Source organism: candidate division TA06 bacterium (assembly GCA_016208585.1).
In the GTDB taxonomy this organism is placed as follows: domain Bacteria; phylum Edwardsbacteria; class AC1; order AC1; family EtOH8; genus UBA5202.
In genome coordinates this window covers 25,353-41,485 of the sequence record JACQXR010000034.1, presented here as the reverse complement: position 1 = coordinate 41,485, position 16,133 = coordinate 25,353, and the positions used below count along the sequence as shown (strand labels likewise).

The 16,133-nt window shown below is 50.0% G+C and carries 7 protein-coding genes; all 7 read left to right on the top strand.

Going from position 1 to position 16,133, the window contains the following annotated elements; genetic code table 11:
* The first annotated feature begins 17 nt into the window (after positions 1-17).
* Positions 18-878 (top strand): prepilin peptidase, encoded by an 861-nt coding sequence (locus tag HY768_02870; protein ID MBI4726161.1) that lies wholly within the window; start codon positions 18-20, stop codon positions 876-878.
* Positions 879-1,148: 270 nt separating this feature from the next.
* Positions 1,149-5,081 (top strand): type IX secretion system sortase PorU, encoded by a 3,933-nt coding sequence (gene porU, locus HY768_02865; GenBank protein MBI4726160.1) that lies wholly within the window; start codon positions 1,149-1,151, stop codon positions 5,079-5,081.
* Positions 5,082-5,111: 30 nt separating this feature from the next.
* On the top strand, positions 5,112-7,664 hold the full coding sequence (locus HY768_02860) for a PorV/PorQ family protein (GenBank protein MBI4726159.1): 2,553 nt from the start codon (positions 5,112-5,114) through the stop codon (positions 7,662-7,664).
* A gap of 1 nt (position 7,665) precedes the next feature.
* Complete coding sequence (locus HY768_02855; GenBank protein ID MBI4726158.1) at positions 7,666-10,977, top strand: T9SS type A sorting domain-containing protein; 3,312 nt, start codon at positions 7,666-7,668, stop codon at positions 10,975-10,977.
* On the top strand, positions 10,974-11,777 hold the full coding sequence (locus HY768_02850; GenBank protein ID MBI4726157.1) for a hypothetical protein: 804 nt from the start codon (positions 10,974-10,976) through the stop codon (positions 11,775-11,777). The genes HY768_02855 and HY768_02850 overlap by 4 nt, the downstream gene beginning before the upstream one ends.
* A gap of 94 nt (positions 11,778-11,871) precedes the next feature.
* Positions 11,872-12,738, top strand: coding sequence for a hypothetical protein (locus HY768_02845; protein ID MBI4726156.1), 867 nt, complete (start codon positions 11,872-11,874; stop codon positions 12,736-12,738).
* Positions 12,735-16,133, top strand: coding sequence for a hypothetical protein (locus HY768_02840; protein MBI4726155.1), 3,399 nt, complete (start codon positions 12,735-12,737; stop codon positions 16,131-16,133). The genes HY768_02845 and HY768_02840 overlap by 4 nt, the downstream gene beginning before the upstream one ends.

Genomic DNA, 16,133 nt, shown 5'->3' with positions numbered 1-16,133 from the left:
AACGGAAGTTAAAACTCATGGCAATTACATTAATATTTTTTTTATTCGGGCTGATTTTCGGCTCCTTTGCCAATGTCTGCATCTGGCGGATACCACGACGGGAGGGGGTGGTGGTCAAACCTTCGCATTGTCCGGACTGCGGCGCAGCCATCAAATGGCACCAGAATATTCCGGTTATCAGCTATCTGATCTTACGGGGCAAATGCAGCCAGTGTCAAAAGAGGATCTCCGTACAATATTCGTTAGTAGAGCTGTCGGGAGGGCTGCTTTTTGCCGCCGCTTATTTAAAATTCGGCCTTGACTGGAGGCTGGCCGGTTACCTGCCGTTCTTGTGGGCATTGCTGGTGATCTCGGCCATAGACATCCGGCATTACATCATTCCGGATATCTTGAGCTTTCCTGGTATTAGCCTGGGTCTGGCTTTCGGGATGGCAGGGACATTCTATCCTGCTCTTAACCTTTCTCTTTTCGGTTTTGACGATCCCTTCGGTTTCTGGCCCTGGCTCGACAGCCTGACGGGTATTTTGGTGGGAGGCGGGCTGATCTGGCTTTCGGCTTGGGGCGGGGAAAAGATATTCAAACAGGAGGCCATGGGCGGGGGCGATATCAAACTGGCGGCCTTCATCGGTGCTTTTGTGGGCTGGCAGGCTGTGCTGATGGTCTTGTTCCTATCATTTCTGCTGGGCACTTTGGCCGGAGTTCCCCTGATGTTGCTAGGAAAGCTTAAAAAGACCTCCGAAGTATTTGATGTCCAAAATCAAAGCCAGCCTGCCAAAGCCATGGTTCCTTTCGGTCCGTTTTTGGCAATGGGGGCTGTTATTGCTCTGCTGGCCAGGAAAATAATTTGGGGATTTTACGCTAATTTGTTGATGCGATAACAGAAAAAATAATCGCCACAAACTTAAAGTCAGACCCTTGACAAACCGCCTGTTTTAGGTTATAGTTATCATGTTAACAAAAGAAACCATAAAGAGATATTTGTATTAGAGCCGTTCAATGTCAGGGATTAAACAGGGATTTAAAATTTATAGAATCGCCTTTTTACCGTACCCTGATATCGGCTCGGCAGTATCTCTTTTTAGGCAACGAATTTTGCCTTATTTAGCCGGTATCAATCAACTGATGCCGGCTTTTAATTTTTATCTTTTATGACCAAAAAACAAATCATAATCATCTGTACCATTGGGTTTATGTCCGTTCCGGCCCTGGCCCAAATAAAGCTTTTGAAGTCAGGCGACAGCGAAGCTTTGATCTCCTGCCATTTTGCCCCAGTCAGCTTTACACTAAACGACCTGGGACAGACCAGACCATCAATATCCGGCTGTCAAACTGAAGGGGAGCCGGGCCAGCCTATCAGTTTGTATCGGCAAGTGATGGTAGGAATTCCCCAGAACGCCCGGGTTGAAGTCAAAATGCTTTCCGGTGAGTATGACGAATATTCCGGCATAGATCTGGCCCCGGTCCCATTCTTAGAGGCAAAGGGGCAAAACGATTTGGGCAGTTATGTTTATCGCAAAAACGATAACTACTATCAAAGCAAGGGGTTATTTCCGCAAACTCCAGTACTGCTTCATTTCGTGGACATGCTAAGGCGTCACCGGGTGGCTTGGGTAAAAGTTTATCCCACCCAATATGACCCGGTCTCAAAAAAGTTAAGGATTTATCGCAGTATTCAGGTGCAGGTAACCTGGGATATTCCCGGCCGCCCCAGTGTGATCAGTGATGATGAAGTCTACGGGCCGATCCTGGCCGATCAAATAATCAATTACTCCCAATCCAAAAGCTGGCTGGCAGAATATTCCAAGTCCGGAGCCAAAGCTGACGATCCTTTTGCCGCTGCTCCCGTTTGGTACAAACTGTCTGTGGTCAGTCAGGGAATTTACCGGATGGATTACAATTACCTAAAACGGAACGGCATCAATCCGGACATCATAGATCCCCGGACCATAAAAATATACAACGGCGGATCGCGGGCCTTTTCAAAGTCATACATTCCGCCGACTGCTGACAGCCTGAAGCAGATGAGCATCATGGTAAAAGGAGAGCAGGATGGCAAGTTTGATGCCGGCGACCAGATAGTTTTTTTCGGCCAAAGCCTGGCCGGATGGGATAAAAACAGCGCCTTGCTCAACGGCCATTTTTATAATCCTTACGGCGAGACCAACAGCTACTGGCTTTGCTGGGGAGGTACCGCCGGCTTAAGGATGGCTGAGCGCGATTGCCGCCCGATTTCCTTAAATTACATCGCTCCTCAAAGTTTCAACGACACCCTGCACTTTGAACAGGATGCTTTCAATCCCTTCAATTCCGGAGAACTGTGGTACTGGTTAAGTTTGAAGCGGATGACCGGGGAAGCTTACCACGACTACAGCCTGCCGTTTGATTTATCTTATGCCATGCCGGGTTCGGCAAGGATAAAAATAGATTACAGGTCTGGTACTAATGGCAATCATCATTTAAACTGGGGTGTTAACGGAATACTTTACAATGGAAAAAAGTGGACCGCCGGTCCTGACTCAGGTCCCTTTTCCGATTCTTTAATTCTACCAGATATACCTGCTTCTAATAATACAATTAATCTGCAGTTGGACCGAGACGCTGCCGATACAATGGATATAGTATATTTGAACTGGTTCGAAGTTTATTACCGCCGCAATTATCAAGCCTTTAATTACAATCTGAAATTTCGGGCCGATTCACTGGCCGGACAGCCTTATCGATTCCGCCTGACCGGCTTTGCCAGCGACAGCTTGACAATTCTGGATATCAGCAATCCCGAAAAACCGGTCAACATTAAGAGTGATCGCATCTATCAATCATATTCTGAGTTTGAAGATGTCTGGCGGAAAGGCCGCTTTTATTGGGCGGCCGCAAGTCCTGGCTGGCAGAGGCCGGTTAAAATCGAGCCTTATGCGTCTCAAAATTTAAGGCAGAAGTACTTAACCGTTAATTATCTGGTGATCACAGCCGATGAATTCTGGCCCCAAGTCCAGGCCTTGCTGAACTTGCATGCCGGCGAATCCCGCCTACAGCCAATGGCGGCTGTCAAACTCTCTTGGATTTACAATGAATTCAGCTTCGGCTTAAAAGATCCCTCGGCCATCCGTAAGTTTCTGGATCATATTTATTTGAACTCCAACGGCCCCAATCCCAAAAGATGCCTGTTGTTCGGGGACGGCAGTTACGATTACCGGGAAATAGACAAAACCTGGGGCCGGCATAATTTTATTCCCACTCACCAGGAAGATGGATTAAGACTGGAGTTGGGTGAATACCTCTTTGATACATTCGACGACTGGTATGTGCGCTTGAACGGCTTAAACCTGCCGCAGCTTATATTGGCCCGGATACCTGCCAAGAACGCCGATGAAGCCTGGACGGTTGTGAATAAAGTTTTCCGTTACAAATCAGCATCCGGGGATATGCAATGGCGCAACCGGGCTATTTTGGTGGCCGATGATGAGTTTGTATCCGGCGGCTCCTACAGCGGTGAAACAATTCATACTACCGATTCGGAATCTTTGGCTCAATACAGTCTGCCGGACAGTTACGACATAGAAAAGGTATATGGGGTAATGCGGGAATATCCTATGGATTCGGATAAACATAAATCGGATGCTCGCAATGCCCTGATCAGCAATTGGAATATAGGGGCCGGGATTATCAACTTTTTTGGCCACGGGGCATATTGGGTCTGGGGTCATGAATGGTATTTCCGGGATACAGATGTGGCCAACCTGGCCAACGGCGACAAATTGCCTTTGGTGGTCATGGGAACCTGCGGAACTTCCCGGTTTGACATGAACCGTTACGAATCCATCGGCACCTCCCTGGTGGTCAAAAGCGGCGGGGGAGCCATTGCTACCGTAGGCGCTACTCGGGGGACTGGTTCTAATGGCAATTTTAATTTGGCCAAAGGTATTTATGACAGCTTATTCAAACGTCCATATGATATAGGACAGGCTGTTTACAATGGCAAGTTAGCCTCAGGGGGTAATCATCTCTACATTTTAATGGGGGATCCGGCTTTGTATTTGGCCAAACCGGCCGGAGTTTGCAGTCTGGTTTTAAATGATGATACCTTGAAAAGCCGGGGGCTTTATTCGGTAAAAGGCAAAATAAGCGGGTTGACAAGCTCCTTTAACGGTCAAGCCCTGCTTACTCTTTACGATGCCGTCCGGACGGACAGTTCTTTATATACTCACTCGCTAAAGTTCAAAATTCCAGGTCAGCCGTTAGTCAAGTTTGGAGCCATGGTCCAAAACGACAGTTTAAGCGCAAGTTTTATCCTGCCAAATATTTCTTCTCTAAGGTCCGAGACTCTGTCCGGCGCAAGGCTTGGTGTTTATGCCTGGGGTTCAAATGCCGACGTCAGCGGCGTTTTGGGCGGCGACCTCTGGATCGGCGGAACCGACACTGCTGCTTTGTCCGACACCGTCAAACCAAACATAGAATTGTGGGCCAATGATGTAAAGCTGATCAACGGAGATCCGGTGGGAACATCCTCCCGGCTGGCCGTAAAAGTAAGAGACGACGCGGGACTTAATGTAATTCCTTTTTCGGCATCTCAGACCGACCAGGTGCAATTGCTGATAAATGACAAGGAATTAAAAAATCTCAGCGATGATTTTATCTTTGATATAGGCAGCACCAATTCCGGGCAAGCCTTGTGGACTGTTCCTGAAAATTTTAAAATTGGGAGCAATAAATTAAGGTTGTCGGCCTGCGATCTAGCTTCCAATAAAGGCGTTTTGGAGATTAACTTGAATGTCCTGGCTTCATCCGGAGAAAATAAGATTGACGGGGTTTACAACTATCCCAACCCGTTCAGGCAGAGCACCTGCTTTACTTTTAATCTGTATCAGGAAGGCGATGTTACCATAAAAATTTATACCATCGGCGGCCGGATGATCAAAACCCTGGCTCAAAACGGCAGAAGTTTTGGCTATCATCAAATATACTGGGACGGACGCGATGCCGACGGAAGCCTTTTAGCCAATGGCGTCTATTTTTACAAAATCACGGTCAAGGGACAATCGGGGGAAGCTAGTGCCATCGGCAAAATGGTTGTAATGAAATAATAAATTTAATAATTAACGGGAGAAAAGGAAATGCTAACCACAAAAATCAAACTTTTCCTGACTACGGCGATAATATTGTCGTCGACAGCGCCGGCTTGGGCCATATCGGAGGGCGGGGCCATATTTTTGCTGATCCGGCCCGGCGCCCGTCCCAGCGGCATGGGCAGCGCCTTCTGCGCCATTGCCGACGATGCCACCGCCACCTATTATAATCCGGCGGGCCTGGCTTTTTTAAAAAGAAACGATCCCCGGTTGAACTCTCATGACATCAGGGATTGGAACAGGTTCTTGAACAGCTTTAAGAATTTGCCGGAGAGAAATGTTTTTTCCCGGGATGATTTTAAAGATCCCGAAGGAATGGTAATAAAACTTTCAGGAACCCCATTATTATGTATATCCGACATCGCCGACTGGAATAAACTAATTGCCGCGCTGGCCGACACCGCGGGTCTGGCCGGTAAAAACATATTGCCTTTGTTAAACGAAGACGCCAGAGCCATCATCACCGGGCATCAGGCGGGCGATTCCTTGGACAGCCAGGCCAAGGCAAATTTGGCGTATGCGTTGAATAAACAAATCAACGGCCGGGCTGTTTATAAAACAATTAGCTGGGGTGATATCGCCATCCCGGAACAGGCGACAGAAGTATTGGCCAAATACCGTATGCGCCCGGATAGTCTGGGCTTTGCGGTTTCAAATATAGTTGATCCTCAGGTATTGGCCCAGAAAATCAAAGGCCGGGCCAATCCGGTTTCCCAGTATATTTACGGCCAGATGACGGGAAAAGCCAAAATCTTTTTATCCCGAAAATACCAGGACAGCCATGCGGACAGCCTGAAGTCAATTTTAGCCGCTGCCCTGAACAATGTCTGCCGGCAGTCTGATTTTTACAAGGAACAAAGATTTAAAAATGTAGCCTTAAAACCAGAAACCTCAGTTCTGGCCGACAAAAGTCTCAAAGGCGGAGCGCTTTACTCTTGGAATCAGGATCTCTTGCTCCAAGCCTATCCAGATTTACTTAAACTCCAGACTGCCGAACTTTCGCAGGAAGACATGCGACTGCTTAACCGGGTAGCGATGGAATCCTTGTTGAATAGAACCATAATATTGAATGAAACCATAACGCCATATAAAGCATTTGACATGGGAGATTCTCTGGCCGCTTATATTCAGGCAAGAACAAAAGAAACCATCGGTCAGATATTTTTACAGTATGCCGGCGAAGGCCCCCTGGCCGAAGCAGAACAAAGGCTTTGGTTGGATGAGATTAACAACAATGTCCTCTCCGATTCACAGCTCGTCCGCCAACCGGCCCCGGGCGGCCGCAACCCAAGCCAACATCTGCAAAACCTTATGGGACTGGGTTCCTCAGGAAATACCGCCGTTCTAAACCGGGCTCTGCTTGCCGAATATTATCCGGAATGGTTCGTGGCCTCCCAAAAGAAATCCAATCCTTTTCAGTATCTTAAAGGCCTGATGGGGCCAAAAGCTTTGGCCGAGTTAGACAATCATTTTAATGGCCAGGGAGTACCCATCGAAGGCCGGCAGTTATTGCTGGCCGAAATTAACCTAAGCCTATCCCGGACTGATTTTTACCAGCAGGAACAGTGGGCAAATAATCCGTTCCCGGTCGAAGCCCAGGAACTTTTGGCAGAAGGCCCCGGGAATCTGAGCCAGAATGATTTGCGCAAATTGAACCGGATGTTATTGGAAGCATTATATCCCTCAGATCTGGTGAAAATCGGAAAGGATAAGAGCTATGCTTCTTTGATGCATTCCCCCTGGCTTTCCGATATCTGGGCCGATGTGGGCGATATGTATTATGAGTACATCTCCTATGTCCAGCCCTACAAGGACTGGGGCGTGTTTGGTGGCAACGTCATCTTTATCTCCGAAGGCACCAGTCAGCATACCGGTCCCAATAGCGAAAACTACGGCGAGTTTTCCAGTTATGAATTTTCCCCCAGTCTTTCTTACGGCAACGAGATATTCAAAGACCTGGCTGGCGGAGTAAATTTAAAATTGATCCATTCCCATCTGGCGCCGTTCGGGGCACCGGGAGAGGAGGGCACGGGTGTGGCCACCACCTGGGCTTTGGATTTTGGATTACTGTACCGGGGGCCATTTAAGGGACTGTCTTTCGGAGCCAATCTTCAAAATATCGGTCCCAAGCTGGAATACATTGACGCCGAGCAGGCCGACCCCCTTTCCCGCAATCTCCGGGTCGGCACTGCCTATAAGATCCTGGACGGCCGCTGGGCCAAACTGACAGCCGCTTATGATATCACCAAGATGCTGGTGGTTAACGACCGGCCTTGGAGGGAAGAACTGGAAGAGACTGTAAGTCATCTGGGTTTTGAATACAGCTATATGGGCGCCGCTTCATTATCTCTGCGTTATGGTTTGGTTTATGACAGAATTGGCCGCATCGGTACCGACGATAAAGGGAATTTCGATTTAGGCCCGGCCAATACTTTTGGCGCCGGAGTGGGGTATAGAAATATAACATTCGATTTTTCCCTGGAGCCCGGCGGTGAATTACAGAAATACAATAAAAAATTCTCACTTTCAGTCGAGTTATAATATGATCGCCATATTTAACCGGCGTTGGCTGAGATTGCCGTGGCTGTTGTTCCTCATGGCATGTACCGTAGCCGGCGCCGGAGACCTGCAAGATTTAAAACAGCAGTGGAAAACCTCTCGTCCGATTTTGGATAAAATCAAACAGCAGCCCCGCCAGTACAAGGATGCCGTATCCAAAATGAACCTGCTGGGCCGGGTCAGGGAAGTTTCCAAAAGCAAAGGCCGGAGCAAGGCGGCAAATGTGGACACCATTCATGTTCTGGCTATCAAGGCCCAGTTCCAATTGGATGATGATTCCAACACAACTGGCAACGGGCATTTTGACTACGCGGGAAACGGCCAACCGATGTATATCGATAACAACTACCTTAACGGCCATAATCTGGATTATGAGCCGCCTCACGACAGCCTATACATCCATAATCAGATGCTGGCCTTGCGCAATTACTACTGGGCGGTATCCGACAGTCAGTTGTGGATAGAATTTGAGCAATGGCCCAAGGCCGATACCGCCGCCTATACTTTGCCCCATCAGATGTCCTTTTACAGCGATTTTTACAACGGGGGAGCAAACTGGGGGGCCGGGTTGTATGTTCTGCTGCGGGATGCCGTGGATGCCGCCGGCAATGATTCCGGTAACTGCAGTTTTAGCACCGGAAGCGGGTCCACAAAAGTCCCAAAAGCCGTGATGGTGTTCCATGCCGGTTCCTGCTGGCAGACCGACCCCTACGGCGCCGACATTCCATCAGTATTTTTGCAGATGGACAGCTCAAGTCCAATCATAATCAAGGCCGGAGCCGATACAATTTATGAAGGGATAATCGCTGCCGAGACCCAAAGCCAGGACGGGATGGTGCTGGGTTCACAGGGCGAGATAGCCCACGAGTTCGGCCACCAGCTGGGTTTGCCGGATCTTTATGATTATTCCATGTATTCGGTGGGTTTGGGCGAATGGGAGTTGATGTCCTGGGGATCGTGGAACATGAACGCCTTTGTGCCGCCGCATCTTTCGGCCTGGTGCAAGGTTTTTCTGGGCTGGTCGCAGCCCTTGACTCTAAAGCCTGGCGATAACAACCAGATCGCTTTTGACTGGGTAGCCAAAACCCCGGATGCCATCGTTAAAATACCGATCAATTCACACGAGTATTACCTGATTGAAAACCGCCGGGCTTGGGTGGACCCTAACAGCGCCATAATTGATTCTATTACGGCAGATTGCAATGGGGCCAGGGAATGGCGCAACGGAGTCCTGGTGAAAGTAAACGACTACGATATGTCGCTGCCCTTTGAACTGGATGCCGGAGGGCTTTTGGTTTACCATGTGGACGAAAATCTTATCAGCCAAAGGTGGTTTGACAACAGCCTGGAAACCGGTGACATCAAAGCCATTTATCTGTTGGAGGCTGATCACGTCCAGGATCTGCAGCGCTGGGGCGGCTCGCCTTATTCCACTTTTGCCAGTCCTTACGACGCCTACTATGCCGGCAACAATGACAGGTTAGATGACGGCAGCGATCCGCCCACCACGGCCAATGACGGTTCGTATACCCATATTTCCATCTCCGGAATCACTGCACCGTCCGAGAGCCTGAGCGCTCGGGTGAAAGTAGGATGGAGCCTGCCGGGTTTCCCGTATGACCTAGGTCAGACGGTGGATTGGAACAGCCCGAATTATATTACCACTTCGCTGGGTACGGATACCATAATGAAATTATTGTTGCTCCCCGGCAATAACGGATACCTATATGCCTTGAAGAGCGATGGTACACCTTGTGGATCTAACCCCGATACAGTAATTGTCGCGACAAATGATACGGTTTTTCTTAGAGGCGTAATTGCAAAGGTCCGGGGAAACATTTACTCATCTCCTGCAGTTGGATCATTGTATGCATTCCAAGAGCAGTCAGTGTTCATCTCGGCTGCCTACTCGAACACAGAGGGGTGGCTCTATGGGTTCCGCCTTTTCCCTGAAACTACTATCGTCGATACGACCAGATATTTAAACACTTACGATTTTATAGGCGCCAGTTTTAGCAGCGGTTTTCCTGTTAAAACCTCCGGCCCGATATTTTCCTCGCCGACTTTGGCCGACATCAACGGCGATGATACCTTGGAGATCATAGTAGCCTGCGATGACGACAGCCTTTATGCCTGGCACCATGACGGCCGCCGGGTAACCGGCTTTCCAAGGGGTTTAGACATGGAAACCAGGGCTACTGTTTCGGCAGCAGAGCTTGACCCCGCTTCTCCCGGTCAAGAAATCGTAGTTCTTTCCGGTGACAGCAGGATATTTGCCTTCAAAGGGAATGGTGATTTGCTTCCCGGTTTCCCGTACCATCGAGCATTTGTAGATTGGGTCTCGGCTTCCACCGCCATCGGTGACGTAAACCGGGACGGCAGCCCCGAGATAGTGGCGTGTCCCAAAGCACCTAGTAATGAATATGAAAATGAAATTGTGGTTGAAGTTACAGTAATTGATAAACTGGGGCGAACCATTACCGGCTGGCCTGTTCAAATCTATAACCAAACCCAGACCGCCGTGGCGTCTCCGGCTTTGGGCGATCTGGATGGAGACGGCTATCTGGAAATAGCGGCAGCCATCGGAACCAAACTTTACACCTATAACTATAACGGCACGCTGATTTCTGGTTTCCCAAAAGTAATTTCCGAATCGCTGAATGTCCAGTCATCTCCAGTGACAGCCGATGTGGACAACGACGGTTTGCCTGAGATAATAATAGGTTCTCCCGACGGCCGGGTTTACGCCTTCAATGGCAACAGTACCAATGCGGCTGGATTCCCCCTGACGGCTGGCGGAAAGATATATTCCACGCCTTTACTGACCGACCTGGACGGAGACAGTTCAGACATCGAACTGGCGGTAGGATGCGACGACGGCAATTTATATGTTTGGAGCATCGGATCCCCGGTAACTGCTTCCCGCCTAACCTGGCCGATGTTCTGCGGCAACCAGGCCCATACCGGATTTATGAACTGGGACCCGGCCGTGCATCCTTTGCCGGTCAATTCGGGCGAGCTGATTAAAAATGCCTACGTTTACCCCAGCCCGGCCCGGGGTGAAAAAGCGGTCATCCGGTTCTACCTGGAAAATAAGGCCGAGATCGACGTTAAAATATTCAACCTGGCCGGAGAACTGGTCCGCCAGTACAGCCAACCGGGACAGGCTTTGACCGAAAACGAAGTTATCTGGAGCCTGGAAAATATTGCTTCCGGCGTTTATATCATACGAGTGGAGGCAAATGACGGAGCCACTGTCAAAACCAAAATTTGCAAAGCGGCGGTGATCAAATGAAAAAGACACTATTTTTAATAACGCTGATATCTTTTTGCATTTTTCAGGCCTATGGCCAGACAGACCAATCTTCCGACAGTTCCAAAGTAAGCCCCACCGCCACTATTGAGAAGACGATTCCTGATACCGCCGCCTCTGCGATGGGGCCTGACAGCAGTAAACCTGTTCTCCCAAGGAAATACAGGAAATCCGCCCGGAAGGCATTTTTTCTCTCTTTATTGGTCCCGGGTTCCGGCGAATATTATGTTGGCAAAAAAGCGTATACCAAAGGCTTCGTAACCACCGAAGCAGTGATCTGGTCGGCCGCCTGGTACAATAAATTTCAGGGCGACATGCGGCGCCGCGACTATATCGCTTATGCTGCCCAGCAGGCTGGTTCCAATCCCGGCCGGACGGATGATTTTTATTATCAGAACGTTTATGAATGGCCCAACAGTTATTGGTATAACGAGGACCAATGGCGGCAGGCCCGGGAACTATATCCCTACGATCCGGCTGCCCAGCAGGCCTATGTGGCGGATAAACTTTATCCTTCCGAAGACTCCTGGGAATGGCAGGATTACGGCCAATGGTTTTATTACCGCGGGTTAAGGGTCAAAAGCCGGACTGCCTTGCATCGGATCAGCTATTCGGTCGGCGCTTCCGTGCTTAATCATATGTTGTCGGCCGTTAACGCCGCCAGACTGGCTAAACGCTTTAACAAGCAAAGGACCAAATTGACACAGGAACCTGACTGGCGTTTGGAATGCTATTCCTACCAGCCGGAGACTATTACCCTGACGCTTTTGCGTAATTTTTAAAATAGACGAGCTATCAAAGTGCAGAGCATCCTCCGTCAACAAAAAGAAGAATCAGGACGGAGGATTTTCTGTGTTAATGAAAGTGAAGGATTTTATGAGGCGCTGGTTTTATATTCTGGTTTGCCCGCTTGTTTTTATATCCTGCACGGCCATTGTGGAACAACGAAGGCCGGAACCAGGCGATAACAAGATCAAAACGGTTCAGGCATTCAAGATTGCCCAGCTAATCATCAATGATGTCGGGCCTTCCATGTGTTCCAGTCTCCGGGGGGATATATTTTTGACCGACGCCGGCGGCTGGCGAATAGTGAGTTATAAAAACGACGGAAGCCTGAACTATGAATCTGCCATCTCCTCGGCCCGCAGTTTTTTGCTTAACGGACCGGCCAATGGCATTTACCTGGTTGATGACCTGAACAAGCACATCCAGTATTTTGACAGCTGGGGCCAAAAACAAAATATCGTTTCCTATTCGGGAAGTTCTTTTGTTTCCGGAGCGGTCCTCAAGGACGGCAGTCTGTATTTGCTGGATAATCTGTCAAACACAGTGGCGGTATTGGACAATCAGGGCCAGGAGGTCCGGCGTTTCCGGCTGATGGCCGGGAATTCAGGTTTGCAGTGGCCCAATGCCCTGGCGGTTGATGGAACAGGCACAGTCCTGGCTACTGCCGACGCCCGAGCAAACAAAGTCACGGTGTTCAACACCTACGGCAGTTATTTGGGGAAGGTGGATGTTACGCCATCAGCTTCACCGTCCGCCATCTGTTTTGAGCCGGGAACATCTGTGCTCTGGATCTGCGAAAAGGACAAGGGCCGACTGAGTTCGTTTGAGATCAAGCCTTCAGGGATCTACCCCGGGGCGGGCTGTGCCATTGCCAACCCCTTGTCCGTGACCTGCAGCGCCTTTGGCAGTATTTTTGTAGCCTCCGATCAATATTTGCTGAATGTCAGCGAAGAATGAGAACGGCTGTAACAAAATATGTCATAATGATCCTAATGATCCCGATCTGGTTTTCCTCCTTAACCGGGCAGGGAGCAGCAGGGAGAACCAAGGTCGTCATACCGGGAGGGTTTGCCGGCAATTCTTATCGGTTGCCGCACAGGCATATCATTAAAGACAGCGATTCCCTGCTTTTGAATGACAGTCTTTTGGTTCCCAACCGTGATTATGCCCTGGACTGCCGGACGGGCGAAATATATTTTTCCGTTGCACTTGAAACATCCGACACGGTGCGGGCCTATTACCGCGCTTTGCCTTTTAATCTTCCGGACAAGATCGTTTATCTGCCGTTGTCCGTATCAACCGCCAATATGCCGGATACGATTGAAGCCGTTGTCGGCTTTGATCCCTCATCCACCCAGTCCTATAGCGGCTGGATCAATGAGAAAAGCGGGCAGGTCCGTTTCGGCGGAAGCAAGTCTCTGGGGATCTCGGCCGGATCGGGCCGGGATTTTTCCCTGGAACAGGCCCTGCAGGTCAGCATCGACGGCCAATTGAGCCCGTCCCTTAAAGTAAACGCTTTCCTTTCGGACCAAAACATGCCATTGTCGTCATCCGGCAGCACCGAAGACCTAAGCCAGATCGAGAAAGTATATATCAAAGCCCAGGGAAATATCTGGGAAGCTGTTTTGGGGGACTATGAACTGGATTACCATGGGACCGGATATTTCCAACTGAAACGGCAGCTCCAGGGGGTTAGGGCTGCTATTGTTAACAAAAAAAACAATCTGGACCTGGCTGCAGCCGTTACCAAAGGGCAAAAGGCCAGGTCAGATTTCACGGGGCAGAACGGGAAGCAGGGGCCCTATCAGCTTGCAGCCGTTCCCGGCGAATCCGGCTTGAAAATATTAGCCAACACCGAGAAAATATGGCTTAACGGCCAGTTGCTGAAAAGAGGCGAGCATCAGGATTACCAGATGGATTATGAGTCCGGGCTTTTGTCCTTTAACCCGCAATGGCTGATCACCTCCGACTCCAGGATCATGGCCGAGTTCGAATACTCGGGCCAAAATTACCAAAGGCCTTTTTATTCGGCCGCCGCTGCCACGAGGCTGGGGAAAAATATTCAGGTCAAAGGCGGGTACCGGCAGGAAGGCGATGATTACAACTATCCTTTGGCCGGAGAGTTAAGCCGGTCCGACAAAAATATCCTTGATCTGGCTGGAGATGACACCTCCAGATATTGGGCCGACGGCGGCACTGTCGTTGAGGCAGGCCAGGGGAACTATTTGTTCCGTGATTCGTTTTATGTCTATGCCGGGCCCGATTCCGGGAATTATCTGGTCTCCTTCACCAAAGTGGACAGCGGCCGGGGCGATTACCGTGACAGCCTGGGCATCATTGTATATGCCGGAAAGAATATGGGAGACTACCTGGCCGTCAAAAAACTGGCGGCTCCATCTCAAACGCGGTTATACACTTTGGGGGCGTATCTGACCTGGCCGGGAGGTCAGGCTGATCTGGAGGGAGCCGGGAGCGATCTGGATAAAAATCTGCTTTCGGCCCGGGACGATGGAAACAACCGGGGTTACTCTGGGTCGGCGAAATTTCACTGGCAACGGGATACGCTGTGGGGGGGAGGTTTTGAGATCAAAGGCCGAACCCTGGCGGTAAACCCTGATTTTGAAAAAAGCGTGGTTCCGGTCGATCCAGATTTTACCAAGCGTTGGGAACTGTACAACTGGAACGAAACAAAAGCCCTGAACGTCGGGATGCTTAGGAGAACTACTGAATATGAGATAAGCCTGGGTCCGGAGATGTTGAAGGCCGAAGCCGGATGGGGACGTCTGGATATGGAGCAGTCCGTCTGGGCCAGGAACTACAGGGCCGGCTTGCAATTTCGTCCCGTTCCGAAGTATCTTTTAAAATACGGCTTTAACCGGCATTTGCTGGGCCAAGCCTGGCCGGAAAATGCTTCCTTGGGACGGCGGGATGTTCACCAGGCCGAGGCCGGTATTTCATATTTACGATGGAACTACCTGGCTGATTTTTCCGCCGGCACAGATCAAGTGGAACGAGATTCGGCCAATGGTTACGGTCAGAAATATTATTTGGCCGGATTGGGGATGGAAAGACGGGGTGATATTACCGAAGGCAGGTTGGCGCTTTCCCGAAGGGAGGACTATATAAAAGATTCTTTGGATCAAACCTTTAAGCCAAAATCCTATGCCACCGATCTCACCACTAAACTGGGGCTGCTGCCGGGACGGGTTTTATCAGGCGATTTGGAGCATCGTTACCGCCGTCTGGTCTACCGTCCGGGAGTGCCGGGACAAAGCCTGAACACACACCTGGCTGTGCTCAGGGCTAATTATCGGGGCTTGGCCCAGGCGCTGAAAGCCGGTTTGGATTATTCCATCAACAGCGCCGAGACCCGTTTGAAGCGCGAGACTTTTTACCGGGTTTCGGACCGGGCCGGTGATTACAGCTATGATCCGGCAACCCAATCCTATTATCCGGATACAGCCGGCAATTACCTGAAAAAGATCGAAGAAGCACCGGCCGGCACGATCGCGGCGGAACTATCGGCCAAAAGCTACCTCAGTTATTCTCCGGGGATCTCCATTCCTGGGCCCTGGCATCAAAAATTAAAATTGGATCTATGCGGAGCGGCCGGCCTGAAAACAGGACGCAAATTGTCCGGGGCCATGATGATGTTCACCCCCGGCGCGCTTTGGGATAGAACTGCCAATCTTTCGGCCAACCTGGATTTGTCCGGTGACCTTTGGTACTACCCGGCCGGCAGTTATTTCTTCAAGTTCCACTACCGTACCAGGCGGAACGACGACAACCAGTACCTTAACCGCAGGATCACGGTAAATTCCAAAGAGGGGCGGGCCGAAATCACCGCCCAGCTTGGGCCTGTGGCCAGAGCCTTGTTTTTTGGCGAACTGAATTATAACAGCACCCTGTCAATGGAATCCGGTCTGGAAAGCGAAAACAGGGAGACCAAGGCGGGCGCCGAGATCAGCTATTTTCATAAAAACCAGACTGAGTTGGGGATCAAGGCCAATATGCTGTGGGAGAACCTTTTCAGGCAGAATTATTATGTCACTATCCCCAGAATGAATTACCGCGATATGGTACTATCTCCTTTTGTCAGGCACCAACTGGGTCTTAAGGGCAGTCTCCGGATGGAATTCAGTCAAATATACCGCCGGGCCGATCAAAATGAAAATGTCATTCCCCTGGAGTTCTCGGTCAGCCGGTCTTTAGGCCAAAGCCAAAGCTGGAAATTGCAGACCGATTATAAACTGAACAATTACTTAACTGCCTCCGCTTCCTACGAGGGCCGCAAAGAACCGCAAAAAAAAGTCCTGCACAATGCCCGGACTGAGATCAGGGCCAACTTCTGA